General features: G+C 60.4%; 21 protein-coding genes. 10 read left to right on the forward strand and 11 right to left on the reverse strand.

Going from position 1 to position 26947, the window contains the following annotated elements:
• Positions 1–69: 69 nt before the first annotated feature.
• From hscB to cysE, 6 genes are all read right to left on the reverse strand, one after another.
• Complete coding sequence (hscB, locus tag WG78_RS09020; protein WP_053937486.1) at positions 70–603, reverse strand: Fe-S protein assembly co-chaperone HscB; 534 nt, start codon at positions 601–603, stop codon at positions 70–72.
• Between the two features lie 243 nt (positions 604–846).
• The gene (gene iscA, locus WG78_RS09025; RefSeq protein WP_053937487.1) at positions 847–1170 is read right to left on the reverse strand and encodes an iron-sulfur cluster assembly protein IscA; all 324 of its coding nucleotides are present in this window, start codon (positions 1168–1170) and stop codon (positions 847–849) included.
• 45 nt (positions 1171–1215) lie between these two features.
• Positions 1216–1599, reverse strand: a complete 384-nt coding sequence (gene iscU, locus WG78_RS09030; RefSeq protein ID WP_053937488.1) for a Fe-S cluster assembly scaffold IscU — start codon at positions 1597–1599, stop codon at positions 1216–1218.
• A gap of 110 nt (positions 1600–1709) precedes the next feature.
• Positions 1710–2924, reverse strand: a complete 1215-nt coding sequence (locus WG78_RS09035) for an IscS subfamily cysteine desulfurase (RefSeq protein WP_053937489.1) — start codon at positions 2922–2924, stop codon at positions 1710–1712.
• Positions 2925–2972: 48 nt separating this feature from the next.
• A complete protein-coding gene (gene iscR, locus WG78_RS09040; RefSeq protein WP_053937490.1) occupies positions 2973–3470 on the reverse strand; it encodes a Fe-S cluster assembly transcriptional regulator IscR in 498 nt (165 codons plus the stop codon).
• Positions 3471–3597: 127 nt separating this feature from the next.
• Positions 3598–4350 carry a serine O-acetyltransferase gene (gene cysE / locus WG78_RS09045; RefSeq protein WP_053937491.1) on the reverse strand — a complete coding sequence of 251 codons (753 nt, stop codon included), beginning with the start codon at positions 4348–4350 and terminating at the stop codon, positions 3598–3600.
• Positions 4351–4578: 228 nt separating this feature from the next.
• Between cysE and WG78_RS09050 the strand changes: the two genes are divergently transcribed.
• Both WG78_RS09050 and WG78_RS09055 read left to right on the forward strand, forming a co-directional pair.
• Positions 4579–6294: a ShlB/FhaC/HecB family hemolysin secretion/activation protein gene (locus WG78_RS09050; RefSeq protein WP_152969136.1), complete on the forward strand. Its 1716-nt coding sequence runs from the start codon at positions 4579–4581 to the stop codon at positions 6292–6294.
• Between the two features lie 24 nt (positions 6295–6318).
• Positions 6319–7743 carry a filamentous hemagglutinin N-terminal domain-containing protein gene (locus WG78_RS09055; RefSeq protein ID WP_161805089.1) on the forward strand — a complete coding sequence of 475 codons (1425 nt, stop codon included), beginning with the start codon at positions 6319–6321 and terminating at the stop codon, positions 7741–7743.
• 117 nt (positions 7744–7860) lie between these two features.
• On the opposite strand, the gene WG78_RS09060 is transcribed toward WG78_RS09055, so the two are convergent.
• Positions 7861–8871: a zinc-dependent alcohol dehydrogenase family protein gene (locus tag WG78_RS09060; RefSeq protein ID WP_053937494.1), complete on the reverse strand. Its 1011-nt coding sequence runs from the start codon at positions 8869–8871 to the stop codon at positions 7861–7863.
• 106 nt (positions 8872–8977) lie between these two features.
• Between WG78_RS09060 and WG78_RS09065 the strand changes: the two genes are divergently transcribed.
• The 8 genes from WG78_RS09065 to WG78_RS09100 all read left to right on the forward strand — a co-directional run bounded on the left by WG78_RS09065 (position 8978) and on the right by WG78_RS09100 (position 22559).
• The gene (locus WG78_RS09065; protein ID WP_053937495.1) at positions 8978–9898 is read left to right on the forward strand and encodes a LysR family transcriptional regulator; all 921 of its coding nucleotides are present in this window, start codon (positions 8978–8980) and stop codon (positions 9896–9898) included.
• A 727-nt stretch (positions 9899–10625) separates the two neighbouring features.
• Positions 10626–12803: a 1,4-alpha-glucan branching protein GlgB gene (glgB, locus tag WG78_RS09070; RefSeq protein ID WP_053937496.1), complete on the forward strand. Its 2178-nt coding sequence runs from the start codon at positions 10626–10628 to the stop codon at positions 12801–12803.
• 3 nt (positions 12804–12806) lie between these two features.
• Positions 12807–14903: a glycogen debranching protein GlgX gene (gene glgX, locus WG78_RS09075; protein ID WP_053937497.1), complete on the forward strand. Its 2097-nt coding sequence runs from the start codon at positions 12807–12809 to the stop codon at positions 14901–14903.
• Positions 14900–16528: an alpha-D-glucose phosphate-specific phosphoglucomutase gene (locus tag WG78_RS09080; RefSeq protein WP_053937498.1), complete on the forward strand. Its 1629-nt coding sequence runs from the start codon at positions 14900–14902 to the stop codon at positions 16526–16528. Before glgX ends, WG78_RS09080 begins: the two co-directional genes overlap by 4 nt.
• A gap of 55 nt (positions 16529–16583) precedes the next feature.
• Entirely contained in the window at positions 16584–17858 is a 1275-nt protein-coding gene (glgC, locus tag WG78_RS09085; RefSeq protein ID WP_053937683.1) for a glucose-1-phosphate adenylyltransferase, read from the forward strand.
• Positions 17859–18005: 147 nt separating this feature from the next.
• Positions 18006–19445 carry a glycogen synthase GlgA gene (glgA, locus tag WG78_RS09090; RefSeq protein WP_053937499.1) on the forward strand — a complete coding sequence of 480 codons (1440 nt, stop codon included), beginning with the start codon at positions 18006–18008 and terminating at the stop codon, positions 19443–19445.
• 22 nt (positions 19446–19467) lie between these two features.
• Positions 19468–21915 carry a glycogen/starch/alpha-glucan family phosphorylase gene (gene glgP, locus WG78_RS09095; RefSeq protein WP_053937500.1) on the forward strand — a complete coding sequence of 816 codons (2448 nt, stop codon included), beginning with the start codon at positions 19468–19470 and terminating at the stop codon, positions 21913–21915.
• Between the two features lie 74 nt (positions 21916–21989).
• Positions 21990–22559, forward strand: coding sequence for an NUDIX domain-containing protein (locus WG78_RS09100; protein ID WP_053937501.1), 570 nt, complete (start codon positions 21990–21992; stop codon positions 22557–22559).
• Positions 22560–22668: 109 nt separating this feature from the next.
• On the opposite strand, the gene WG78_RS09105 is transcribed toward WG78_RS09100, so the two are convergent.
• From WG78_RS09105 to gltX, 4 genes are all read right to left on the reverse strand, one after another.
• A complete protein-coding gene (locus tag WG78_RS09105; protein WP_053937502.1) occupies positions 22669–23064 on the reverse strand; it encodes a hypothetical protein in 396 nt (131 codons plus the stop codon).
• 149 nt (positions 23065–23213) lie between these two features.
• Positions 23214–23984, reverse strand: a complete 771-nt coding sequence (locus WG78_RS09110; RefSeq protein WP_053937503.1) for a heparan-alpha-glucosaminide N-acetyltransferase — start codon at positions 23982–23984, stop codon at positions 23214–23216.
• Between the two features lie 3 nt (positions 23985–23987).
• Positions 23988–25529: a beta-N-acetylhexosaminidase gene (gene nagZ, locus WG78_RS09115; RefSeq protein ID WP_053937504.1), complete on the reverse strand. Its 1542-nt coding sequence runs from the start codon at positions 25527–25529 to the stop codon at positions 23988–23990.
• Positions 25530–25537: 8 nt separating this feature from the next.
• Positions 25538–26947, reverse strand: coding sequence for a glutamate--tRNA ligase (gene gltX / locus WG78_RS09120; protein ID WP_053937684.1), 1410 nt, complete (start codon positions 26945–26947; stop codon positions 25538–25540).

Below are 26947 nucleotides of genomic sequence, written 5' to 3' on the forward strand. Positions count from 1 at the left end.
AAGGCGCGCGTCAAGGCGCGCGCCAAAGGTAAAGCCAGGGGACGACGCCAGGCGCCATCAAACCCTCGCTCAGAACAACACGGATTCGATCGCGTCGCCGATTTCCTGGTCCAGCTTTTCCATAAAGCGCAGCTTGCGCACGCTGAGCGCGGCGGCGGCAAAGTCTTGCGCCACATCCAGCTGTTGGGCCAGTTCGGATTCAAGCGCGCCCATTTCTTCGCGCAGTTCGCTATTGAGTTCTTCCAGCCGTTCCACATTTTGCGAGGCTTTGCCTTCAGCAATATGTTCACGCCAGATCATCTGGTTCATCAGAAAATCCATCGGCATGGCGGTATTGGTTTCTTCTTGCGTATCCACGCCTTGCAGCGCCAGCAGATAACGCGCGCGCGCCACAGGCGAGCGCAAGGTCTGCCAGGCTTCGTTGACTTGCGTGGAGGCCTGCAACGACAAGCGCCGCTCGGCGTCGCTGCCGCTGGCAAAGCGATCCGGGTGCCATTCGGCCTGCAGCGCACGGTATTGCGCGTCCAGCTGTTTGTTATCTAACGCAAACAGGATGGGCAGCTGAAACAACTCGAAATGGTTCTGGGCAAAGTCGAAGGTCATGGGCTACGCAAGTGAAGGATTCGGGGGACTAACGACATTGTAACCAGGCGCAGCGCACTTGCCGTGCTGCCATTGCGGATCCACCTGCAGAAACCATAGGGTGGGTTAGCCTGCAAGGCGTAACCCACCGTACAAAGCCACCTGCGATTACGACGAACCCGAGCCCGATCAGTGCTGTTTGCGGCTTTGAGTGGTGGGTCTGAACCGCGACGCAAAGCCTGCACCTACGCGGCGATGGCTCGCTTAGACATGAAACGATTCGCCGCAGCCGCACTCGTTCTTGACGTTGGGATTATTAAATTTAAACCCCTCGTTCAACCCTTCCTTGGTGTAATCGAGTTCAGTGCCGTCGATATACGCCAGGCTCTTGGCATCGGTATAAATCTTGACGCCGTGGCTCTCGAATTCCATGTCGGTTTCGTTCAGCGCATCCACAAACTCAAGTTTGTACGCCATGCCCGAACAACCGGCCGTCTTGACCGCCAGCCGCACGCCCAGACCCTTGCCGCGGCGGGCCAGAAAGCCGGCGACATGCACCGCAGCGCGTTCAGTCAAAGATAAAGCCATCGCAAAAACTCCTGTCAGCCCGCCGTGCAATCACGGCGGCAACCATTACGCGTCGTGCTTCTTCTTGTAATCTTCCACTGCGGCCTTGATGGCGTCTTCCGCCAGAATCGAGCAGTGGATTTTTACCGGCGGCAGCGCCAGTTCTTCGGCGATGTGGGTGTTCTTGATGGCCAGCGCTTCGTCCAGCGTCTTGCCCTTCACCCATTCGGTAATCAGCGACGAAGAAGCAATGGCCGAACCACAGCCATAGGTCTTGAACTTGGCATCTTCGATGACGCCGTCCACACCCACCTTGATTTGCAGCTTCATCACGTCGCCACAGGCCGGCGCGCCGACCATGCCGGTGCCGATGCTGTCATCGCCCTTTTCAAACGAGCCCACGTTACGCGGGTTTTCGTAATGATCCAGAACCTTTTCGCTATATGCCATTTGCTTTCTCCACGCGGCCATCTCGGCCCGCACAACATTCGTTTAACTATTAGTGCAATGCGCAGGCTTGCAACCGCTCTGCGCGCCAGGCTTGCTCCAGGAAAAATTCCTTAGTGAGCAGCCCACTCGATCTGGCTGATATCCACGCCGTCTTTGTACATTTCCCACAGCGGCGACAGTTCACGCAGCTTGCCGATCTTGTCGTGGATCAGCTTGATGGTGAAATCGATGTCTTCCTCAGTGGTAAAACGGCCGATGGTAAAGCGGATCGACGAATGCGCCAGTTCATCCGAACGGCCCAGCGCACGCAGTACATAAGACGGTTCCAGGCTGGCGGAGGTACACGCCGAGCCGCTCGAAACCGCCAGTTCTTTCAGCGCCATGATCAGCGATTCGCCTTCGACGAAGTTAAAGCTGACGTTCAGGTTGTGCGGCACGCGCGCATCCATGTCGCCATTCAGATGCACTTCTTCGATATTCGATACACCGGCCCACAGGCGATCACGCAGACCGCGGATGCGCGCCAGTTCTTCATTCATTTCAACGCGCGCCAGGCGGTACGCTTCGCCCATGCCCACGATCTGGTGTGTGGCCAGCGTGCCCGAGCGGAAACCGCGTTCGTGGCCGCCACCGTGCATTTGCGCTTCCAGACGGATACGCGGCTTGCGGCGGATATACAGCGCGCCCACGCCCTTCGGGCCGTAGGTTTTGTGCGCCGACAGCGCCATCAAATCAATTTTGGATTTCTGCAGATCGATCACCACTTTGCCCGTGGCTTGCGCAGCATCAACGTGGAACACGATGCCTTTTTCGCGGCACAGTTCGCCAATGGCATCCACATCCTGAATCACGCCGATTTCGTTGTTTACCAGCATCACCGAAATCAGGATGGTGTCCGGGCGGATGGTGGCTTTCAGCGCGTCCAGATCCAGCAGGCCATCGGCCTTGACGTCCATATACGTGACTTCAAAGCCTTCGCGCTCCAGTTCACGCATGGTGTCGAGCACGGCCTTGTGTTCGGTCTTGACCGTAATCAGGTGCTTGCCCTTGCTTTGATAAAAGTGCGCAGCGCCCTTGATGGCCAGGTTGTCGGATTCGGTCGCGCCCGAAGTCCAGACGATTTCTTTCGGATCGCAATTCAGCAGCGCGGCGACTTCAGCACGGGCATCCTCGACGGCTTCTTCCGCTGTCCAGCCATAGGCATGCGAACGCGATGCCGGGTTGCCAAACATATTGGTCAGGTACGGAATCATCTTTTCGGCCACGCGCGGGTCTACCGGCGTTGTGGCGGAATAATCGAGGTAAATCGGCAGCTGGCGATCCATGGGGTACTCCGTAACGTCTTTCTTGATATTGATATTGATCTTGGGGGCTTACTGGCCAGGCGCACCCACCGCTTCGGCGGGGCGCGGCTGGCGTTGGTCGTGCAGCACACTCGCCTGGCATTGCTGCAGGCGGCGTTGTTTTTCCAGTTGCTGTTCCATCAGCTGCGCCAGCGTCACCGATGACAGATAGTCATAGATGGTGCGATTCAGGCTGGCCCACAAGTCGTGGGTCATACAGCGTGATTCTTCCAGACAGTTTTCTTTGCCCCCGCACTGGGTGGCGTCGATCGGCTCGTCCACCGCCTTGATGATTTCGGCGACGGTGATGATCGTGGCTTCGCGCGCCAGACAGTAACCACCGCCCGGGCCGCGCACGCTTTCCACCAGCTCGCGCCGGCGTAGCTTGCCAAACAGTTGTTCCAGATAAGACAGCGAAATCTGCTGGCGCTCGCTGATTCCGGCCAGCGTGACCGGGCCATTGGCTTCACGCAGCGCCAAATCCAGCATCGCTGTCACTGCAAACCGGCCTTTGGTCGTGAGTCGCATTGCGTTGTCTCGTTAATCTACGGATGGAATCGTAAAATACCCTACAAATTTAGTCAACTAAAAAGCCTGGTGTTGCGCTCAACTATTCCCGGCTAATTTGTAGGGTTTTATTGGGTTTGCTGGCCGCTTATTCGACGATGCGGTTCAGATAGCCGGGGTCAAACGCGTCGGGTTGCGCGCGCTCCTCGGTGCAATCCACGCCCATTTTCTCCAGCCGGGCCAGCAGGCTTTCCAGCTTGCGATCGGTGGCCATCGAGTGATCCAGCAAGCCGTGGATGGCTTGCACCAGCGGATCGGCCATATCGCCCGAGATACCATAGGCGCTGAAGCCCATTTTCTGCGCTTGCTCGGCGCGCGCCTTGTCGCGGGTTTTATCCACCTCGCGCGCCACGTTGGCCACCATCGTCGCGCCCGCAGGCACTTCTTTGATCACCACGGCATTGGAGCCGATACGCGCGCCCGCGCCCACGGTAAAGCCGCCCAGCACCTTGGCGCCCGCGCCGACGATAACGCCGGCTTCCAGCGTGGGATGGCGTTTGCCTTCATTCAGCGACACGCCCCCCAAGGTCACGCCCTGGTACAAGGTGCAATCATCGCCCACCACGGTGGTTTCGCCGATCACCGTCCCCATGCCGTGGTCGATAAACACACGGCGGCCCAACGTGGCGCCCGGATGGATTTCGATGCCGGTCAGCCAGCGCGACGTATGCGACACCATGCGCGCCAGCAATTTACAGTCGCGCTGCCACAAGCCATGCGCCACCTGGTGAAAAGCCTGCGCGTGGAAACCCGGATAACACAGCACAACCTCAAGCGTCGAACGAGCGGCTGGGTCGTGATCAAGGATCACACGGATGGTCTCACGCAAGCGATCAAGCATGGCATTCCCGGTGGAGGCATGAAAGGCTGAGTATTTTACTCGACTAATCGACGGACGGCCAGATGATCAGCGCCGCGGCAGCGGCTCCAGGCACGATGTGGCGCTGACCACTTGCGTCGGGTGGGGTCGAGGACCGTGGCATGCCGTTCGGACGCGTCCGATTCCGCCCCGAAATACCCTCCCCCGAGAATCCGGCCTTTTGTGATCAAGACCGCCCGGACCATCGCCATGCCCCCTGCCCCTTTCTCTCTGTCCGCTGCTCGTCTGCGCACTACGCGTTGGGCGTGGCTGTGCGGCTGCGGGGTGTGGCTCGGCTGCGCTTCGCTGTTACACGGCGCGGAGAGGCTCAGCCCGGTTGACCAAACCTTGCAGCAGCAAGAACAACAACGCCGCCTCGATAACGCCCGCCAGCAACGGCTGGATCTGCAAGCCGTCGACACACCGCCCGCGCGGGCCGACCTGCCCGCGCGCACCTTGCCGCTGCATGCCGACGCGCTGGTCTGCCGCACCGTGCAAGGCGTGTTATTTGAAGGCGCGGCCACTTTGCCCGCCGCGCTAAAGCAGCAGATTGATCTCGACCATAACGGCCGCTGCGTCACCCAGCCCGATCTGGCGCGTTTGCTGGACAGCGTCAACGACTGGTACGTGGCGCACGGCATGATTACCAGCCACGCCTGGCTGCCCGAGCAAACACTGCCCGAGGGCAAACTGGTGGTGGCGGCCGTGGAAGGCAAAGTCGGCGCCATCGCGTTCCAGCCCGATAGTCCGGCTGCCGCAGGCGCGGTGCGGATGGCGCTGCCGGGTCTGCAAGACAAGCCGCTCAATCTGCGCGATATCGAACAAGGCATCGAACAGCTGGAGCGTGCCGCGCAGGGTCCGGTCAAGCTGAAGATCGTCGCCGCCGAAGCGCCCGGCTATTCGCGCCTGATCTTGTCGGGTGAGTTGTCGCCGTCGGTGCGCTCCCAGGTGGCCGTGGACAACAACGGCGCAGCCACCGGCCACACGCAAGCCAGCGCCAGCCTTAACCTGCGCAATACCTTGCGGCTGGATGACCAGATTTCGCTGTATGCCACCGCCACGCCGGGGCGCGAGCGTTATCAACGCAGCTACGGCGCGCAGATCAGCCTGCCGTGGGGCTACTGGACCTTTGATTACAGCGTCAGCGCGGGCCGTTATGCCTTGCCGCTGCAGTTTTATGGCAGCGCGCTCGATTACCACGGCAGCAATCTGCAACAGCAAATCAGCGCCACCCGCACGCTGGCGCGCGACGGACGCAGCAAGACCGACGCCACGCTCAGCCTCGGTCATCTGCGCAGCAGCGCGTTTCTGGACGAGTACGCGCTGCAAAACAGCGGTGAGCGCGCTACCACCGTGCGACTGGGCCTCAACCACGCCTGGCGCACGGGCAACGGCTATTACAGCGTCAACCCGATGCTCAGCCGTGGCCTGCCGTGGCACAGCGTCGATCAAAGCGCCCGCGGCGGACCGGCGGCCGACTTCAGCAAATGGTCATTCGCCGCCAACGCCTGGCTGCCGCTGGCGCCCGCGCTCAGTTGGCAAAGCGCGCTGTATGCGCAGTGGTCGCCCGACACGCTGTACAGCAGCGAACGCCTGACCGTGGGCAGCGAGACCTCGGTGCGCGGTTTTAAAGATCAGTACCTGTATGGCGAAAGCGGCGGCTACTGGCGCAACGAAATCGACTGGCAGCTCGACGCGCCATGGCTGGGCCCGGTCACGCTGCTGGGCGCGTTCGACGCTGGCCGCATCACCCCGATCGCAGGCGAGCCCCTGTCGGGCGGCAACGTCATCGGCGCGGCCGTGGGCGCACGCGCTTCATTCCGCGGCATCGCCGCTTCTCTATTAATTGGCAGCCCGCTGTACGCCCCTGTGCGGCTGGAGGCCGACCCCGTCACGTTCAACGTTCAGTTGGGCGCGGCTTTTTAAACTACCAGGATGGAAAACCAAACCATGAAACAACAAAACCGCTTTAGCCTGCTGCATCTGGCCGCCGTGGCCGCCCTTGCCAGCGCCGCTGTTCCGGCACTGGCCGCCGGTGTGGTCGCCACCGGCAATACGCAAGTCAACGCGGCGGGCGCGACGCCCGTCATCAATATTGATGCCGCCAACGCCAAGGGCATTTCGCACAATACGTTCGAGCAGTTCAATGTCGACCGCAACGGCGTGGTGTTCAATAACCTGACCGCAGCCGGCCAAAGCCAGTTGGCGGGCAAGCTGCAAGCCAATGCCAACCTCAACGGCACGGCCGCCAAAGTGATCGTGGCTGACGTTAACGCCAAACAGGCCTCGCAACTGAATGGCGCGATTGAGGTCGCGGGCAGCGGCGCACATGTGCTGATCGCCAACGCCGCAGGTATTTCGGCCAATGGCCTGACCACCATCAACACGCCGGTACTGACGCTGGCCGCTGCCCGCTTTGCTCCGCGGGCTGACAGCGATCTGGCGCTGGTGGCGCAAACCGATAACGCGCTGGCCCCGGCCACAATCCGCGTTGATGGTGCGGGGATCGATGTCGGCGCAGGCCAGCTCAACCTGCTGTCGCGCGCCACGCTGATCAATGCCGCCGTCAAAGGCTGGGAAGTCGCAGCGCATGGCGGCACCGAGTTTGAAGGTGACGCCGCAGGCCACTTCAACGGCAAACTGGTGCAGAACGTCAACGGCGTGGTGCCGGCATTCAACGCCATCGATGTGTCGGCGCTGGGCGGCATGTATGCCAACAAGATCACGCTGGAAGGCTCCGAGAAAGGCCTCGGTGTTAACAACCGCGGCGCGATTGCGGCGGGCCAGGGCGGACTGGCGGTCGAACTGTTTAATGGCCGTCTGCAAAACAACGGCCTGATCGGTGCGGAAGGCCATATGTACGTGGTGCCGGCCGGGGTGGCGCAAGCGGGCCTGACCGAACAGCAAGCCTACGAGCAAAACCGCGCGCAAATGCGTGACCGCGCTGCCGCCGAGGCCGCTGCGCACAACGTCGCCGCCATGAACGACTGGAACGAGGCGCAAAAATGGGCCGAAGTGCAATGGGTACAACGCCACGCGTTTAACCCGTCGCTGCTGAGCCCGACGCAGCAAGCCGCCGCAGAGCAAGCACAAGCCGAGCAAGCGGCCGCTGAGCAAGCGCGCATCGAGGCGCGCCGCGCCGCCGAGCAACTGGCCTACGAGCAAGACCAGGCCGCACGCGCCGCCGTCGAAGCCCAGCGCCAGGCTGAAGAAGCCGCACGCCTGGCCGAGCAGGCGCGTCGCCAGACCGAAATGGAAGCCATGCCACAGGGCGACGCGGATGCCATGGTCGCCGCCGCCGCCGCGCAACTGGCCGCCGAAAAGGCTGCTCGCCGCGCGCGCATGGAAGAAATGGCGCGTCTGGGCCTGATCTGATTGCTCTAAACGCCATCGTGACACCCAGCGGCGCAGTGTTTTAAAACCAGAACACCGCAAGTGTAGTTAGATACAAGGCGTGCCCTCCCCTGCGGCACGCCTTTTTTTATGCATGGATTACGGCGTCAGCACGATCTTGCCAAACGCCCCGCGATCCAGATGCGCCAGCGCTTTGGGCAGATCAGCAAAGCGGTATTGCTGATCAATCACCGGCTTGATCTGATGCGCGTCGACAAAGCGCACCAGGTCTTCCAGCGCACGCCGATGGCCCACCGTAATGCCCTGCACCGTCACCTGTTTCAGCAAAAACGGCCCCGACGGGCCGGACACCTCAAAGCCATCCAGCACGCCGATCAGCGAAATCCGCCCCGCCACTGCCACCGCGCGCAACGATTGCGCCAGATTGCCGCCGCCCACCGTGTCGAGGATGTGGTCGATGCCGCGATCCTCAGTCAGCTCCAGCGCCGCCGTCGCCCAATCGATCTGCTTGCGGTGAATACCGTGCGTCGCGCCCAGCGCCAGCGCGCGTTGCAGTTTGTCGGCGTCGCCCGATGTGACCAGCACTTTGGCCCCCAGCGCATGCGCAATCTGCAAACCCAGCAACGCCACGCCACCCGTGCCTTGCACCAATACGCTCTCGCCCTGTTGCAGCCGCCCGAGTTCGACCAGCGCAAACCACGCCGTTAAACCCGCGCACGGCAAGGTGCTGGCTTCGGCGTCATTCAAGCTGGCTGGCGCGGCGGCAAGCCAGTTTTCATCCAGCACAACGTACTCGGCCAGCACGCCCTGCTCGCGTCCGCCCAAAGAGTGATAGAGCGGATCGCGCCCGGTGCCGCCGGGTTTGCCATCGATCCAGCCCGGCGCAAAGGTGGAGATCACGCGCGCGCCCACCGCGAAACGGCTAACGCCTGGCCCCAGCGCATCCACCGCCCCGGCCATATCCGAGGCCGGGATAAACGGAAATTGCAACGGCAAGCCCATGCCGTTATCGATCATCAATTTGTCGCGAAAATTAAGCGACACCGCGCCCACCTTGACGCGCACCTGGCCGGGCCCCGGTTGCGGCAGTTCGGTCTGGTTGTACTGCAGGTGTTCGCGCCCAATGGCATTCATGCTCCAGCGATACATGGTGTTGGCTCCGTGGTGAATTGGTGGAAGGCCAGCATATCGTTGCCGCCATCGCGCCAGTGGCGATAACATTTCTCACCATTGCATCCTGCAAGGCACCAAAAACATGAGCCTGAACGCCAGCCAGCAACTGAAAGACATTCCCGTATTTGTTACCGCCGTTGAAGCCGGCAGCTTTGCCGAAGCGGCCGAGCGTTTGCATCTGACGCGCTCCGCCGTGGGCAAGACCATCGCGCGGCTGGAAGACCGGCTGGGCGTGCGCTTGTTTCATCGCACCACGCGCAGCCAGCAACTGACGGCCGACGGCAGCCTGTTTTACGAACGCTGCCTACGCGCGCTGGAAGAAATCCGCATGGCCACCGACATGCTGGAATCAGGCAAGCAGCAAGTCAGCGGCCGCTTGCGCGTGGCAGTGTCGGTGCTGTTTGGGCGCATGTGCGTCGCCCCGGTGCTAACGCAATTGGTGACGCAGCATCCCGAGCTGACGCTGGAATTTTCATTCAGCGATCGCCTGGTCGATCTGGTCGAAGACGGTTTTGATCTGGCCATCCGTAATGGCACCCTGGCCGACCGCGCCGATCTGATCGCGCGCCCGGTGGCCACGCATTACATGCATCTGTACGCCGCGCCGCATTGGCTGGCGCGTTATGGCGCGCCGCAGAGTCTGGATGATCTCGCCGATTTGCCGGGCCTGATTTACAAGTACAGCAATGGCCCGAAGGCGTGGCAGTTTGCGCAACCGGATGGCCGCATCCGCGAGATCCTGCCGCCGCATCGCATATTGATGGACGACTTGCAGGCGTTGGCCGATGCCGCGATTGCGGGCCACGGCATTGCGCATTTGCCCAGTTGGCTGGCGCGCCATGCATTACGCGATGGCCAACTGGTACGCGTATTGCAACACCACGAAGGCATTAGCCACGTCGCGCACGCGGTCTGGCGTAAGACGCCGCATCTGCCACCCAAAATTCGCGCAGCGGTCGATCTGCTAGTGGATCAGCTGGAGGTGCGCGTTAATCCGCGCTAAGGCGCAATGGGCGCAGCGCAACAGCAGCCTATCTGCGCTCAACTGCAGCGGACGGAATCGAAATCACCGCCTGGTCCGATTCGCGCCTTTAAATAATTGTCGCCGTGGTTTATTCAGAAAACTTTTGTGCTGCGCAATCAATCTTCGGGCATTACTAATATCGAAAATCAAATAACCGATTGGTTTTATTCGCCAACAATTCAATCAGGCAAACCGGTTTTAAACGCGATATGCCCGAATGCGCCGAGGCCGCTAAATCCAGCCACAAAAAAACAATAGTGTCTGTTCGGATGCCGATTGCGGTGCTTTTCCGAAGCATCTGTTTTGTAAGCTAATCAGCGCGCTAATTGCGCAATCTGCGCCTTGCGGATTGCGCTGCCTTTCACGCCAGTGACATGGGCGTCGCGGCCACCCATCCAAACGTTTCAAGCCCAACAAACATGCGCTTTGTAGGCGAACACCCGGCAGAATCCCGACGCGGCCTCCATTACCATCCTCGCAGTTTTGTAGCCGCCATGAACGGGGGATACAGCCCCAACCCATTGCATCAACCCCGGTTTTAAAGCCCCGCTTTAACAGCAGAAACTTATATATCTCTGCCGTCTTGCTGGGATAAAGCGCCAGCCAGCTTTCATACTGGCGATAAATAATTTACTGTTGCAAGCGCAAGCGCCTGGTTTGCTAATCAGGATTCGCCGCTGCACACCGCTAAAAAGAGAACAACGCCATGCCGCACTACGTGGATACCGTCGCCATCGATGCGTTATTTGCCGGAACGCACGCCGATCCGTTTTCTGTTCTGGGTTTGCATAGCGTCGAAGACAGCCTGGTGGTGCGCACCTTGCAACCGGGCGCTTCCGAAGTGGTCGTGGTGGATACCGCAGGCAAAAAGATTGCCGCACTGCATAGGGTAGATGAGCGCGGCTTTTTTGCCGGCCCCATCCCGCGCCGTAAAAACCGGTTTCCGTATCGTCTGAAAGTGACCTGGCCCGATGGCGCCGTGGAGCTGGAAGACGCTTATCGCTTTGGCCCGTGTCTGGGCGATGTGGATGTGTGGTTGCTGGCCGAGGGCACGCATATGCGGCCGTTTGAACGCTTGGGCAGCCACCCCACCACCATGGAAGGCGTGGGCGGCGTGGCCTTTGCGGTGTGGGCGCCCAATGCGCGCCGCGTTTCGGTGGTCGGCGAATTCAATTTCTGGGATGGCCGTCGCCATCCGATGCGTCTGCGCGCCGAAGCCGGCGTGTGGGAGCTGTTTGTGCCCAATGCGCAAATCGGGCAGAACTTTAAATACGAAATCCGCGATGCCAATGGCCATGTGTTTCTGAAAGCCGATCCGTATGGTTTCTCGGCTGAATTGCGCCCCAGCACGGCGTCCTGCGTGGCCAAACTGCCCGCGTGGATTGAACCCACCGAACAACGAAAACAAGCCAATGCGCTGGATGCGCCGATGTCCATCTACGAGGTGCATCTGGGTTCGTGGCGACGCGTGCCTGAAGAAGGCGACCGCTGGCTCAGCTATCGCGAGCTGGCCGATCAACTGGTGTCGTACGTTAAAGACCTCGGCTTTACCCACCTGGAATTGCTGCCCATCAACGAGCATCCATTTGATGGCTCCTGGGGTTATCAGCCGTTGGGCATGTATGCGCCGACGTCGCGCTTTGGCACACCCGAAGACTTCCGTTACCTGGTCGAGACCGCCCACGCCAATGGCATCGGCATGATTCTGGACTGGGTGCCGGGGCATTTTCCCAGCGATGCGCATGGCCTGGCGCAATTTGACGGCACGCATCTGTATGAACACGCCGATCCGCGCGAAGGCTTTCATCAGGACTGGAACACGCTGATCTATAACTACGGCCGCCGCGAAGTCAGCAACTATCTGACCGGCAATGCGCTGTACTGGATTGAGCGTTACGGCGTGGATGGTCTGCGTGTGGATGCCGTGGCCTCGATGCTGTATCGCGATTACAGCCGTAAAGAAGGCGAATGGGTGCCCAATGAATTTGGCGGCCGCGAGAATCTGGAAGCCATTGAATTCCTCAAGCGCATGAACAGCATCGTGGGCAGCAACCGCCCCGAAGCCATCACCTCGGCCGAAGAATCAACCGCCTTCCCAGCCGTGTCGCGTCCGCCCGAAATGGGCGGCCTGGGTTTTCACTACAAGTGGAATATGGGCTGGATGCACGACACGCTCGAATACATGGGCACCGACCCGATCAACCGCAAATATCATCATCACCAGATGACGTTTGGCATGGTGTACGCGTTTAACGAGAACTTTGTGCTGCCGCTGTCGCATGACGAAGTGGTGCATGGCAAGGGCTCGTTGATTACGCGCATGCCCGGCGACACCTGGCAAAAATTTGCCAACCTGCGCGCCTATTACGGCTTTATGTGGGCGCACCCGGGCAAGAAGCTGCTGTTTATGGGCGGCGAATTTGCCCAGGGCGCGGAATGGAACCACGACAAGAGCCTGGACTGGCACTTGCTGAATGTGGACTGGCACCGCGGCGTGCATGATCTGGTGCGCGATCTCAACACCACGTACAAGGCCAATCCGGCACTGTACCAGGTGGATTTTGAAGGCGCGGGCTTTAGCTGGATTGCGCATGACGACGGCGAGAACTCGGTGTTTTCGTTTATCCGCCACGCTAAAGACCCGAACGACCAGATTATCGTGCTGAGCAACTTTACCCCGGTGCCGCGTTACGACTATCGCATTGGCGTGCCGCTGGCCGGTCGCTATGTGGAAGTGCTGAATACCGATGCGGGCCATTACTGCGGCAGCAACGTCGGCAACGGCGAAGTCCACACCGATGGCATCGGCGCGCATGGCCATGCCCAGTCGCTGAACCTGACCGTGCCGCCACTGGCCACCATCTACCTGAAGCGGGTGGGCTAAACCATGCCGCTGGGCCAGACCGCGCCTCAGACCATCGACAAGCTACAGATCGGCAACGCCTGGCCCCTGGGCGCGTCGCTGGACGCGGGTGGCGTCAACTTTGCGCTGTTTGCTGGCAATGCCACGCGCGTTGAGTTGTGTCTGTACGACGAGCTGGGCGGCAATGCGCTGCAACGCTTTGATCTGCCGGTGAACGACAACGGCGTGTGGCACGGTTATCTGCCGCGCGCCACGGCCGGTTTGCTGTACGGCTATCGCGTGCATGGCCCGTACGCGCCGCTGCAAGGTCATCGCCACAATCCGGCCAAATTGCTGCTGGACCCCTACGCCCGCGCCGTGGTTGGCCGCGCACTGGATCACCCGGCCTTTAACGGTGAAGATCTGAGCAAACCCGGCCAGCCCGACCCGATCGATAACGGCGAACTGGCGCCCAAAGCGCGCGTCATCGACGAAAAATATGACTGGGAAGGCGACCAGCCGCTGGATCGTCCGTGGGCAGAAACGGTGATCTACGAAGCGCATCCGCGCGGCCTGACCATGCAACACCCCGATATCCCGACCGAATTGCGCGGCAGTTATGCCGGCATTGCGCATCCGGTGATGATTGCTTACCTGCAAAAGCTGGGCATTACCGCGCTGGAACTGATGCCGGTGACGATGCACGCCGACGAGCCGCGCCTGCAGCGCATGAATCTGCGCAATTACTGGGGCTACAACCCGCTGGCGTTTATGGCGCTGGAACCGCGCTTCTGGTCCGGCCGCGCCAACACCACACCGCTGTCTGAATTCCGCGATATGGTCAAAGCGCTGCATCAGGCCGGCATTGAAGTGATTCTGGATGTGGTGTTTAACCACACCGCCGAGCTGGATGAACTGGGCCCGACCTTATCGCTGCGCGGTATCGACAACGCCGCCTACTACCACCTGGGCAGCAATGGCGAATATCAGAACTGGACCGGCTGCGGCAATACGCTCAACCTGGGCGAGCCGCGCATGCTGCAGTTGTTGATGGACAGCCTGCGTTACTGGGTCAGCGAATGCCATGTGGATGGTTTCCGCTTTGATCTGGCGCCTGTGCTGGGCCGCGCCAATGGCCGCTTCTCCACCCAGGCGGGCCTGTTTGCCGCGCTGGCGCAAGACCCGCTGCTGTCGCGCGTCAAACTGATTGCCGAGCCGTGGGATATTGGCCCCGATGGCTATCAGGTTGGGCAATTTCCGGCCGGTTGGGCCGAGTGGAACGACCAGTTTCGCGATTCGTTGCGCCGCTTCTGGCTGCACGACGGCGTTAACCGTGGCCAGTTGGCGCAACGGTTGGCGGCATCAAGCGACATTTTCCAGCGCCGCGGCCGCAAGCCGTATGCGTCCGTCAATCTGATCACCGCGCACGATGGTTTTACGCTGGCCGACCTGACCAGCTACAACCAGAAGCATAACGACGCCAACGGCGAACATAACCGCGACGGCCATAACGAAAACCAGTCGTGGAATTGCGGCGTGGAAGGCCCCACCGACGACGCCGATGTGCTGTTGCTGCGCGAACGCTCGCGCCGCGCCCTGCTGGCGTCTTTGTTGCTGGCGCAAGGCACGCCGATGCTGTTGGCGGGCGACGAGTTTGGCCATAGCCAGCAAGGCAATAACAACGCCTACTGCCAGGACAACGCCACGACGTGGCTGGACTGGCCGCATGCCGATCAAGACCAGATTGAATTTGTGGCCGCGCTATTGCGGCTGCGCCGCCGTTGCCGGGCGCTGCAATCGGGCTTGTGGTGGCAAGATACGCCCGACGCGCAAACCGGCGAATACGACGTGCAATGGCTCAACCCGTCGGGCGGGCCGCTGCGCCAGCACGATTGGGAAGACAACGGCGCGCGCGCGATGGGCATTTTGCTGTGCGGCGAATTCCTGATTCTGTGCAACGGCAGCGCGCACCAGATCGAATTCCGCCTGCCGCCAGGCGACTGGTGTGTACAACTGGATAGCGCGCACGATCAGCAAACCGGCGCGCATCAAGACGAATATCGTGCCAGCGCGCGCAGCATGACTTTGCTGACGCGCACGCTGGATCAAACCTGTGACATTTCAACGGAAGCAAAACGATGAGCAAAGAAATCGCCACACAACCGATTGCGGGGCAAAAACCGGGTACCTCTGGTTTGCGCAAGAAGGTGACGGTATTCCAGCAACCGAATTATCTGGAGAACTTTGTCCAGTCCATTTTTGATGCGCTGGGCGACGTGCGCGGGCGCGAAATTGCGCTGGGTGGCGACGGCCGCTATTACAACCGCAACGCGGTGCAGACCATCCTGAAAATGGCCGCAGCCAATGGCATCAAGCGCGTGGTGGTGGGCCAGGGCGGCATTCTGTCAACGCCGGGCACCAGCTGCGTGATCCGCAAACGCAAATTGTCGGGCGGCATCATTCTGTCGGCATCGCACAACCCGGGTGGTCCGGATGGCGATTTCGGCATCAAGTACAACACCGAAAATGGCGGCCCGGCGCCCGAGAAAGTCACCGACGCCATTTACGAAAAATCGACCACCATCACACGCTATCTGACCGTGGATGCGCCTGATTACGATATCGACACGCTGGGCCTGGGCAAACTGGGCGATCTGGAAGTCGAAGTGATCGATTCGGTGGAAGACTATGCCGATCTGATGCAGCAGCTGTTTGATTTTCCGGCGATCAAGAACTGGCTGGCCAATGGCCACAGCATCCGTTTTGATTCGCTCTCCGCGGTGTCCGGCCCCTACGCCACGCGCATTATCGAAGGCCTGTTGGGCGCGCCGAAAGGCTCGGTGGTGAACGGGATTCCGCTGGAAGATTTTGGCGGCCACCATCCTGATCCGAACCCGGCCTACGCCACCGATCTGATCGAACACATGAACGCCGCCGATGCTGCCGACCTGGGCGCCGCTTCGGATGGCGATGCCGACCGCAACATGATTGTGGGCCGCAACCTGGTGGTTACCCCGTCCGACAGCTTGGCCATCATGGCCGCCAACGCGACGCTGGTACCCGGTTATCACAAAGGCCTGGCGGGCGTAGCGCGCTCGATGCCGACGTCTTGCGCGGTGGATGCTGTGGCCAAGGCGCTGAATATCCCGGCGTTTGAAACCCCCACCGGCTGGAAATTCTTCGGCAATCTGCTGGATGCGGGCAAAGCCACGCTGTGCGGCGAAGAAAGTTATGGCACCGGTTCGGACCACGTGCGTGAAAAAGACGGCGTGTGGGCTGTGTTGTTCTGGCTGAACATCCTGGCCGCCACCGGCAAGAGCGTTAACGAAATCGTCGAGGCGCACTGGGCCAAATACGGCCGCCATTTTTATTCGCGCCATGACTTTGAAGGCATCGATACCGACGCCGCCAACAAGCTGATGGACAGCCTGCGCGAGCGTCTGCCGCAACTGACCGGCACGCCGTTGCGCGGTCGCAAAGTGGCATTGGCCGACGATTTTGCCTATCACGATCCGGTTGATGGTTCGATGTCGCAAAAACAAGGCCTGCGTCTGGTGTTTGAAGACGGCAGCCGTATCGTTTATCGCTTGTCCGGCACCGGTACCGAAGGCGCCACGCTGCGGGTCTACATTGAACGGTACGAAGCCAACCCCAGCCGCCATGGTCTGGAAACGCAAACCGCACTGTCTGACCTGATCGAACTTTCGCGCGATCTGGCACGGATATCGGAGTTAACCGGGCGGACAGAACCCACCGTCGTGACGTAAAACCAGTAGCAGGACGCTAACTATGGGCGCACACCCGCAACACGTGGAGAACACCATGCAGTACCCCATCATGGACAAAATCACCCTGGCCCGGCAGTTGCCGAATAAATCGGTGGCGCTGGTGCTCGCGGGTGGACGCGGCTCGCGCCTGAAAGCCCTGACCGACCACCGCGCCAAACCAGCGGTGCATTTCGGCGGCAAGTTCCGCATTATCGACTTTGCGCTTTCCAACTGCCTGAACTCGGGCATCCGGCGCATCGGCGTGATTACGCAATACAAGTCGCACAGCCTGTTGCGCCATCTGCAACGCGGCTGGTCGTTCTTGCGCAACGAGATGAACGAGTTCATCGATTTGCTGCCGGCGCAGCAACGTATTGACGAAGAACACTGGTATCGCGGCACGGCCGATGCGGTGTATCAGAACCTGGACATCATCCGCAGCTACCGCCCGGAATATGTCGTGATTCTGGCGGGCGATCATATCTACAAAATGGATTACTCACGCATGCTGCTCGACCACGTCGAGCAAGGCGCCAAGTGCACCGTAGCATGCATCGAAGTGCCGCGTGAAGAAGCCACCGCGTTTGGCGTAATCCACATCGACGAATATCGCAAGATTATCGACTTTGTCGAGAAACCGGCCGACCCGCCGCCGATGCCGGGCAAGCCCGAAGTGGCGCTGGCGTCGATGGGTATCTATGTGTTTGACGCCGACTATATGTATTCGCTGCTTGAGCAAGATATCGAGGACGACAAATCGGCGCATGACTTCGGCAAGGATTTGATCCCGAAAGCGGTCTCCGAGGGCACGGCCATTGCGCATCCGTTTGATTTGTCGTGCGTGTCCAGCGACCCGTCCGGCCCGGCCTACTGGCGTGACGTCGGTACCGTGGATGCGTACTGGAAAGCCAACCTGGATCTGGCCTCCGTCACCCCGGAACTGGATGTGTATGACCAGGACTGGCCGATCTGGAGCTACCAGGAACAACTGCCGCCCGCCAAGTTTGTGCAGGATCGCAACGGCAGCCACGGCATGACGCTCAACTCTTTGGTGTCGGGCGGTTGTATCGTCAGCGGCTCGCTGGTGCTCAATTCGGTGCTGTTTAACAAGGTGCGCGTGCATTCGTTCTGCACGGTGGATTCGGCGGTGATTCTGCCGGACGTCACCATCGGCCGCTCGGCGCGCCTGCGCCGTTGCGTCATCGACCGCGGTTGTACCATCCCTGAAGGCATGGTGATTGGCGAGAATGTCGAAGAAGACAAGCGCCGTTTCCATCGCTCGGAAGGCGGCATTGTGCTGGTCACCAAAGACATGCTCGCCGCGCTGTAAAGTCTTTGCCACCCCGCCTGCGTATGCTGTGTGGGGTGGTGCGCTGTGCTACGCCTGTATCTGGGTCTGCTGCCGTTGTGCGGCGCAGACACCGATGCGGGCGTCATTCTGTAGATCTCCCGCTCTTCGCGACCAAGGAAACCGACCATGCTGGTTCTGCACGTCTGCTCCGAACTCTTTCCACTATTAAAAACTGGCGGCCTGGCCGATGTGACCGGCGCATTGCCGCTGGCCTTGCAAGAACTGGGCGCTGATGTGCGCGTGCTGTTGCCAGGCTTTCCGGCCATTCGCAATGGCCTGGTCGAAGAAGGCGTGGTCGCTGAATTCGATACCTTCGCCGGCCCGGTGCGCTTGTTGTACGGCCACCTGCCCGACACGCATCTGGGCGTGTATGTGATTGATGCGCCGTCGCTGTATAACCGCAGCGGCAATCCGTATATGGACCCGCGCCAGGAACCGTATTCGGATAACCATCTGCGTTTTGCATTGCTGGGTTATGTGGGCGCGGAACTGGCCAGCGGCCGCGATCCATTCTGGCGCCCCGAAGTTGTGCACGGCCATGACTGGCACGCTGGCTTGCTGCCCGCGTATCTGGCTGCGCGCGGCCGTCCGGCCAAATCGGTATTCACCATCCACAACCTGGCTTATCAGGGCGTATTTGCGCCGCATCACTTTGGCGAACTGCAATTGCCTGGCGACTTTTTCTCGGTGGAAGGCGTTGAGTTCCATGGCCAGATTTCTTTTTTGAAGGCTGGCTTGTACTACGCCGACCACATCACCACGGTCAGCCCCACCTATGCCGCCGAAATCACCACGCCTGAGCAAGGCTGCGGCCTGGATGGCTTGTTGCGTGATCGCAGCGGGCATCTGACCGGCATCCTGAATGGCGTTGATCCCAAAGTGTGGAACCCGGATTCGGACCCGCTGATCGGCGCCAATTACAGCGTGGCCAAGCCGCAGAACAAAACGCGTTGCAAAGTGGCGCTGCAAGAACACACCAGCCTGCAATCGGATGTGGATGCCCCGCTGTTTGCCGTGGTCAGCCGCCTGACCGAACAGAAAGGCCTGCATCTGGTCCTGGAATTGCTTCCGGAACTGGTGGCCGCAGGCGGCCAGTTTGTGTTGCTGGGCACCGGCGACCCCGAGCTGGAACGTGCCTTCAGCGCTGCCGGGATGCGTGATCCAGGACAAGTGTCCGTACAGATCGGCTATGACGAAGCGTGGTCGCACTCTATCATGGCCGCTGCTGACGTCGTTTTAGTGCCCAGCCGCTTTGAACCATGTGGACTGACGCAGCTTTACGGATTGAAGTACGGCGCGCTGCCGCTGGTGCGCCACGTGGGCGGCCTGGCCGATACCGTTGTCGACAGCACACTCGAAGATATCGCCGACAATACGGCGACCGGTTTTGTGTTCAATGACTTTGATGTGAATGATCTTCGCCGCGCCATGCGCCGTGCATTTGCGCTATGGTCAAAGCAAAAGGAATGGAAAGCGGTACGCAAGAACGCCATGCAACAAGACTTTGGCTGGGAAGCCTCGGCGCGCTCGTACTACCACCTCTACGAAAGACTGTTGGCTCACTGACAAAAACTTCTGGAGTTCGAACATGACTGTGTCGTTCGTCCATGACTCACCGGGCACCGATGTTGCCGCGCTCAAGCGCTCGATTGCCAACAAGCTGGTGTTTGCCATTGGCAAAGACCCGATTTCGGCACAACAACGCGACTGGCTTAATGCCACCTTCCTGGCGGTGCGCGACCGCCTGATCGAACGCTGGATGCGCACGACGCGCGCCCAGTATTCGCAAGACGTCAAACGCGTTTATTACCTCTCGATGGAATTCCTGATCGGCCGCGCGCTGACCAATGCCTTGCTGGCCTTGGGTCTGTACGACGAAGTGCGTGGCGCGCTGGATGAACTGGGCATGGATTACAACGAGTTGGTCGAGCTGGAACCCGATGCCGCACTGGGCAACGGTGGCCTCGGCCGTCTGGCGGCATGCTTTCTGGATTCGATGGCCACGCTGGCGCTGCCGGGCTACGGCTACGGCATCCGTTACGACTACGGCATGTTCAAGCAACGCATCATCGACGGTAACCAGGTCGAAACCCCCGATTACTGGCTGGCCTACGGTTATCCGTGGGAATTTGCCCGCCCCGAAGTGCAATATCTGGTGCGCTTTGGCGGCCGTCTGCAAGAAGAAAACCATCGCACGCGCTGGATTGAAACGCATGACGTGTTTGCCCAGGCGCACGATCAGATCATCCCCGGCTACGACACCACCGCCACCAATACGCTGCGGCTATGGTCGGCGCGCGCTTCCAACGAAATCAACCTGACCAAATTCAACCAGGGCGATTATTTTGCCGCAGTCGAAGACAAGAACTTGTCCGAGAACGTATCGCGCGTGCTCTACCCCGATGACTCCACCTATGGCGGCAAAGAACTGCGTTTGCGCCAGGAGTACTTCTTTACCTCGGCCAGTCTGCAAGACATCATCCGGCGCTTCCGCCAGACCGATGATGACTTCAGCAAATTCCCCGACAAGGTATCGATCCACCTGAACGATACCCACCCGGTGCTGGCGATTCCTGAGCTGATGCGCATTCTGGTGGACGAATACGAAGTGCCTTGGGACGACGCGTGGGACATCACGCAAAAGACTTTCAGCTATACCAACCACACGCTGATGCAGGAAGCGCTGGAAACGTGGGCAGTGGATCTGGTCGGCCGCGTGTTGCCGCGCCATATGAAGCTGATCTTCGAGATCAACGAGCGCTTTCTGGACGACACGCGCGCGCATCACAAGGGCGATACCGAGCTGATCCGGCGCATCTCGCTGATCGACGAGTCGGGCGAACGCCGCGTGCGCATGGCCTGGCTGGCGGTGGTGGCCAGCCACAAGATCAATGGGGTGTCGGCGCTGCACTCCGAACTGATGGTGCAGTCCATCTTTAAAGACTTTGCCGAGCTGTTCCCCGGCCGCTTTAACAACAAAACCAACGGCATTACGCCACGGCGCTGGCTGGCGCAAGCCAACCCGTCGCTGTCGGGCGTGATTGACCGCTATATCGGTAAAACCTGGCGCGGCAATCTGGATGAGCTGGCTGAACTGCGCGAGCACATCGATTTTCCGGCGTTTACCAAAGCCATTGCCGACGCCAAGTTCGAAAACAAACGCCGACTGGCGCTGCATATCGCGCGCAAGCTGGGCGGGGTGGTCGATCCGCATTCCTTGTTTGATGTGCAGGTCAAGCGCATCCACGAATACAAGCGCCAGTTGCTGAATGTGCTGCACGTGATTACGCGCTACAACCGCATCCTGAAGCATCCCGAGAAAGACGTAGTGCCGCGCGTGGTGATCTTTGCCGGCAAAGCGGCGTCGGCCTACAAGATGGCCAAAACCATCATCAAGCTGATCAACGACGTGGGCCGCAAGATCAACAACGATCCCAACGTGGGCGACAAGCTGAAAGTGGTGTTCATCCCCAACTATGGCGTGAGCCTGGCGGAGTTGATCATCCCGGCGGCAGATTTGTCGGAACAGATTTCGTTGGCGGGCACCGAAGCGTCGGGCACCGGCAATATGAAATTTGCCCTCAACGGCGCGCTGACCATCGGCACGCTGGATGGCGCCAATGTCGAGATCAAAGAAGCGGTGGGCGACGAGAATATCTTTATTTTCGGCAACACCACGCCCCAGGTCGAAGCGCTGCGCGCCCAGGGCTACAACCCGCGCAAGTACTACGACGAAGACGAAGAACTGCGCGAAGTGCTGAATATGCTGGCGTCTGGCGTGTTCAGCCCGGATGATCCCGAGCGTTATCGCACCATCTTTGATGTGCTGGTTAACTGGGGCGACCACTACCAACTGCTGGCCGACTACCGCTCTTATGTCGACACGCAAGACAAGGTGGACGCGCTGTACCGCAAGCAGGATGCATGGACCCGCGCGGCGGCGATCAATATCGCCAGCATGGGGCCGTTCTCGTCCGATCGCACCATCCGCGAATACGCCGAAGACATCTGGAACGTAAAACCCGTCAAACTTTAACCAGGGCGGGGCAATACTCTGAAACACGGCGGCCTGGTGCCGCCGTGTGTTTATCTATACGGAAGAAAACAAGAATGGCTAACGATGATCATCTGATCGAACATTTTGTGGCAACCGAACGCGTGTTCGACGGCAAGCTGCTGCACATCAACCGCGACACTGTGCGCTTGCCCGACGGCAGCGGCGCCACGCGTGAATATATCGAACACCCGGGCGCGGTGATGGTGGTGCCGGTGCTGCCTGACGGCCGTTTGCTGATGGAACGGCAGTACCGCTATCCGCTAAAACAGGTGTTTCTGGAGTTTCCGGCTGGCAAGCTGGAAATTGGCGAAGATCCGCTCGAATGCGGCAAGCGCGAACTGCTGGAAGAAACCGGCTACACCGCGCAGCACTGGCAAAAGCTGGGCGTGCTGCACCCGATCATCAGCTACACCACCGAGATGATCCACCTGTACCTGGCTCACGGCCTGACCGAGGGCGCAGCGCAACTGGACGAAGGCGAGTTTGTGGAATGCGTGGCCGTCAGCCAGGCGGAGCTGGTGACGGGCATTCTGCAAGGCGAGGTAACAGATGCGAAGACCATCACCGGCGCGTTCTGGCTGCAGAATTTGCCCGCGGCGATGAGTGTGATCAAGGAAGATTGAGGCGCACCGCCCTCACTATCCTGAAATCATCCTGCGCGAGAAAAAGTGGAATAAACAAAATCACAAAGCCGGCAAGGCCGGCTTTGTTGAGGGAGCAGGCCTGACGGGATCAGCCCTTTTTCTTGTGCCGCGGCGCGGCCGACTTTCTGGCTTTGCTGCTGTGGGCCGGTTTGGCGGCTTTGCGGCTGGACGCCGGCTGTTTGGCCTTGCCAACGCCGGGTTGCGCGGCTTTCGGCGTGGCGGCTGGAGCGGTGGTTTGCACCTTGCCCGCTTTGCTCGACGCTTTCTTGCCCGCCTTGCTGTGCGCTTTGCCGTGGCTGCGTTTGCCAGCCTTGGCCGGAGCGGCGGTGGCCTTGCTGCTGTGGGCCGGGGTCATTACTTTGTGGACTTGCGCGGGCGGCGGCATGGACGATGGGTCATCGAAAGGCAGCGGCGCGTCATCGGCGTAGACAGTGGCGGCAGACAGCAGCAGCGCGCCAACCACCAGTTTAAGAATTCGTTGCATCGGGTAATCCTGAACTTGGTCTATCGAGAGCCCCAGTGCGAAGACTGGAAAAGCCTGATTCGTTTTAACGCTTAAAGCGCGCAAAGGTTGCAGTATAACGTTGCAGTCTCGTAATTCTGGGCGCGGTAATTTTTACGATATGTGCGCGGCTAACGCGTGAGGGTGTACTGCGCGTAGAACAGTGCAAACAGTATGGGCTGATGAATCAGGTACACCAGCAAACTGTGGCGACCCAGCCAGAGCAAGGGTTGGGGCAGATGCGGCTGCAGCGCACGCACCCATTGCGGCAGCGCAAACTGCGTGCGCTTCCAGCAAAAACCGAGCGCCATACCGGCAAATACCACGCCCAGCCACGGCAACAGCGGGACGTAATCCTCAGTCACTGGCTTCTGCGTAACCAGCCCGATCCAGTTAAGCCAGTTGGGGTTCATCGCCGGGATTTGCACAAAAAGGCCAATCGCCAGCGCCAACACAGCCAACACGCCGACGCGCCAGCCCAGCGGCAGCAAGCCACGGCCAATCAAAGCAGCGATGGCATTGAAATGCAGAATGCCAAAATAAATAAACGAGTTCGGGAACAGGTAATAGCTGGCAACCGACACGCATGCCGCGCCGCCCACGATTTGCCACCAGCGTTTGATAAAACCACGGGCAGACTGGCGCTCGGCCAGTACCAGGCTTAAGCCCACCAGCAGCAGAAAGCTGGTGACGATGCCATCGCGCCACGCCATCCAACGCCAGTCGGTCAGAAATTGAAAATGGGTAAGACGGAAGAACGTGGTGTCGTAGCAGGTGTGATACGCAATCATCATGCACACGGCAAAGCCACGCAGCGCATCGATGATCGGCAAGCGTGCCGGAGCCTCGGACGTGGGCGTAACGTCGAGGATGCGTGGAGGTTTGCGCCGCCGTACCGCCATGCTTCAGGGGGCCCGCAAACGTTGCGCAACCGCCTGCAGCGCTGCGGGCCGATTGGCATATGCGGTCATGCGGCCTGCGGCGCCGGGGGCCAGATCGAGATCGTAGGGCAAGCGTCCCGCGATCAGCCACAAGCGCTGCGTGGGCAATAACGCAATCAAGCGCTGCTGCGCCGGGTTCAGCACGGCGTTGTAACTGACGCAGACGACCTGCGCGGCGGCATCGGCCAGGCGTTGCACGCGTTCCAGATCGACAATTTCGGGCGACGCGGGTAAACGGACTTCTTCAACCGTATAGCCCAGCGCGCGCAGTGGCGCAGCCAGCGTGTCCGTGCGGCGCGCGACTTCGTCAATCTCGGAGCGCATGCGCACCTCCAGCGTAATCAGCAGCACCGACAATGCCGGTTGCAGCGGCGCGCAGCGACCCGCCAGCGTGACGGCCTGTGCATGTACTTGTTCGGACAACGCCACTGCAGCCGGTTGCCGCAGCATCAGCGGCAGCAGGTCCGTATTGAGCGTATTCCATTGCGCCATCGCGCGTTTCGCCTTCAGGGCCAGCACGCGGGCGACGGATTGATCGATTTGCGCCTCGCTGATTTCGCCGGTGGTCACCGCGTGTTCCAGCGCCGCCAGCGCGCCTTGCTGGAGCGCCTGCGTGTGCGAAACCAGCACGATGTCGGCACCCGCTTTAAACGCCGCTACCGCACCCGCGACGGTGCCGACGCCTTTGGCGATGGCGTCCATCTCCATGCAATCGGTAAACACCACGCCTTCGAAGCCCAGTTGCTGGCGCAGCAAGCCCGTCAGGACGGCATGCGACATCGTGGCAGGCGTATCAACATCGGCCTCAAACGCCGGGAACACCACGTGCGACGACATAAATGTATCGACGCCAGCGGCAATCGCGGCGCGAAACGGCGCGAGTTCGATCGCATCCAGCCGGGCGCGGGCATGCGGCACGCGCGGCAAACCGAGGTGCGAATCGACATCGGTATCGCCGTGACCAGGAAAATGCTTGGCCGTCGCCGCCATGCCCGCAGCCTGAATACCGCGCAGCGCGGCCATGCCGTATTCGATGACATCGCCGGGGTTATCGCCAAAAGCGCGCACGCCGATCACCGGATTGCGCGGGTTGTTATTCACGTCGAGGTCGGGGGCGAAATTGATATTGAAGCCGAGCGCATGGAGCTCGGCATTGGCATAACGCGTCAAGGTTTCGCAGGCGTCCACCGAGCCCGCAGCGCGAAATGCCATGGCGGAAGGCAACGGCGTGACGCCCTCCTCCACGCGCGCCACCATGCCGCCTTCCTGATCGACGCCAATCAACAGCGGAATCTGACTGTGCTCGGCATTGATCTGCTGGAGCTGGCGGTTCAGCGCGGCCACTTGTACCGGCGTATCTACATTGCGGCGAAACAGGATCACGCCGCCGACGTGATGATCACGCAGCAGCGTTTCGATGTGCGCATTGGCGCGCAAGCCGTCAAAGCCCACCATCAGCAACTGGCCGATTTTCTGCTTGAGGCTGAGGTGGGCGAGATCGGCCATGTTTGCGCTCAGGCGGCCAGACGTTTCAGCACTTCATCGCGGCCCAGCAGCGCCAGCACGGCATCCACCGACGGCGTGGAGGTGGTACCGAGTACCTTGGCGCGCAGTGGCATGCCAACCAGCGGCATCTTCACGCCTTGGGCTTTGACGAAGTCCTTGATGTATTGGCTCAGCGTGGGCTGATCCCATTCGGCCAGAGTGGCGGCGCCTTCGGCAAACAGCCCCAGGCGTGCTTCGTCTTCTGGTCCCAGATGCTTTTCGACGATTTCGGTGGTCGGCACCAGGGCGCGGTAGAAGTATTCCGCCTGGTCGGCCATTTCCACCAGGGTTTGCGAACGGTCTTTCAGCAGCGTGCACACGGCGGCCAGATCGGGGCCGGTGCTGGTATCCACGCCCTTGTCGGCCAGAAATTGCTGCACGCGCTCGGCCAGACGTGCTGGCTCGGCCGCCTTGATATGTTGGGCGTTCAGCCACAGCAGCTTTTCGCGATCAAAGCGACTGGGGCTGGGGCTGACGTCTTTCAGGTCAAACCATTCAACAAACTGCGCCAGCGTAAAGAATTCATCATCGCCGTGGCCCCAACCCAGACGCGCCAGGTAGTTGAGCAGCGCTTCGGGCAGAAAGCCGGCCTTGTCGTAGTCCACCACGCTGACGGCATCGCGCCGTTTGGACAGCTTTTGACCTTGGTCGTTATGGATCATCGGCAAATGCGCAAACAGCGGCAGCGTTGCGCCCAGCGCCTTGAAAATATTGATCTGGCGCGGCGTGTTATTGACGTGGTCATCGCCGCGGATCACGTGCGTAATCTGCATATCCCAGTCATCCACCACCACGCAGAAGTTGTACGTGGGTGTGCCGTCGGGGCGCGCGATGATCAGATCATCGAGTTCGGTATTGCTGATTTCGATGCGACCTTTCACCTGGTCGTCCCAGGCCACTACGCCATCAATGGGGTTACGGAAACGCACCACCGGTTTGACGTCCGCGGGCGGCGTCGGCAGGGTTTTGCCGTCTTCGGGACGCCAGCGGCGGTCGTAACGCGGTTTTTCGCCACGCGCTTCCTGTTCGGCGCGCATGGTTTCGAGTTCTTCTTTGCTGCAGTAGCAGTAATATGCTTCGCCCGATTGCAGCATCTGGCCGATCACCGCTTTGTACCGGTCCATGCGCTGCATTTGATAGAACGGGCCTTCATCGTAATCAAGGCCGACCCAGTGCATGCCGTCCAGAATGGCCTGGACCGATTCGGGCGTGGAGCGCTCCAGATCGGTGTCTTCGATGCGCAGCACAAACACGCCGTCGTGTTTGCGGGCATGGGCCCACGAGAACAGCGCGGTGCGCACGCCACCGATATGAAGCAGGCCGGTGGGGCTGGGGGCAAAACGGGTACGAACAGTCACGATAAGACTCTCTGCAAGCAT

The sequence above is a fragment of the Amantichitinum ursilacus genome, assembly GCF_001294205.1.
Lineage (GTDB): Bacteria > Pseudomonadota > Gammaproteobacteria > Burkholderiales > Chitinibacteraceae > Amantichitinum > Amantichitinum ursilacus.

Bases quoted from the DNA above. Each gene is read 5' to 3' on its own strand.
- hscB (WP_053937486.1), bottom strand. From the start codon at position 603: ATGACCTTCGACTTTGCCCAGAACCATTTCGAGTTGTTTCAGCTGCCC.
- iscA (WP_053937487.1), bottom strand. From the start codon at position 1,170: ATGGCTTTATCTTTGACTGAACGCGCTGCGGTGCATGTCGCCGGCTTT.
- iscU (WP_053937488.1), bottom strand. From the start codon at position 1,599: ATGGCATATAGCGAAAAGGTTCTGGATCATTACGAAAACCCGCGTAAC.
- WG78_RS09035 (WP_053937489.1), bottom strand. From the start codon at position 2,924: ATGGATCGCCAGCTGCCGATTTACCTCGATTATTCCGCCACAACGCCG.
- iscR (WP_053937490.1), bottom strand. From the start codon at position 3,470: ATGCGACTCACGACCAAAGGCCGGTTTGCAGTGACAGCGATGCTGGAT.
- cysE (WP_053937491.1), bottom strand. From the start codon at position 4,350: ATGCTTGATCGCTTGCGTGAGACCATCCGTGTGATCCTTGATCACGAC.
- WG78_RS09050 (WP_152969136.1), top strand. From the start codon at position 4,579: ATGCCCCCTGCCCCTTTCTCTCTGTCCGCTGCTCGTCTGCGCACTACG.
- WG78_RS09055 (WP_161805089.1), top strand. From the start codon at position 6,319: ATGAAACAACAAAACCGCTTTAGCCTGCTGCATCTGGCCGCCGTGGCC.
- WG78_RS09060 (WP_053937494.1), bottom strand. From the start codon at position 8,871: ATGTATCGCTGGAGCATGAATGCCATTGGGCGCGAACACCTGCAGTAC.
- WG78_RS09065 (WP_053937495.1), top strand. From the start codon at position 8,978: ATGAGCCTGAACGCCAGCCAGCAACTGAAAGACATTCCCGTATTTGTT.
- glgB (WP_053937496.1), top strand. From the start codon at position 10,626: ATGCCGCACTACGTGGATACCGTCGCCATCGATGCGTTATTTGCCGGA.
- glgX (WP_053937497.1), top strand. From the start codon at position 12,807: ATGCCGCTGGGCCAGACCGCGCCTCAGACCATCGACAAGCTACAGATC.
- WG78_RS09080 (WP_053937498.1), top strand. From the start codon at position 14,900: ATGAGCAAAGAAATCGCCACACAACCGATTGCGGGGCAAAAACCGGGT.
- glgC (WP_053937683.1), top strand. From the start codon at position 16,584: ATGCAGTACCCCATCATGGACAAAATCACCCTGGCCCGGCAGTTGCCG.
- glgA (WP_053937499.1), top strand. From the start codon at position 18,006: ATGCTGGTTCTGCACGTCTGCTCCGAACTCTTTCCACTATTAAAAACT.
- glgP (WP_053937500.1), top strand. From the start codon at position 19,468: ATGACTGTGTCGTTCGTCCATGACTCACCGGGCACCGATGTTGCCGCG.
- WG78_RS09100 (WP_053937501.1), top strand. From the start codon at position 21,990: ATGGCTAACGATGATCATCTGATCGAACATTTTGTGGCAACCGAACGC.
- WG78_RS09105 (WP_053937502.1), bottom strand. From the start codon at position 23,064: ATGCAACGAATTCTTAAACTGGTGGTTGGCGCGCTGCTGCTGTCTGCC.
- WG78_RS09110 (WP_053937503.1), bottom strand. From the start codon at position 23,984: ATGGCGGTACGGCGGCGCAAACCTCCACGCATCCTCGACGTTACGCCC.
- nagZ (WP_053937504.1), bottom strand. From the start codon at position 25,529: ATGGCCGATCTCGCCCACCTCAGCCTCAAGCAGAAAATCGGCCAGTTG.
- gltX (WP_053937684.1), bottom strand. From the start codon at position 26,947: ATGCTTGCAGAGAGTCTTATCGTGACTGTTCGTACCCGTTTTGCCCCC.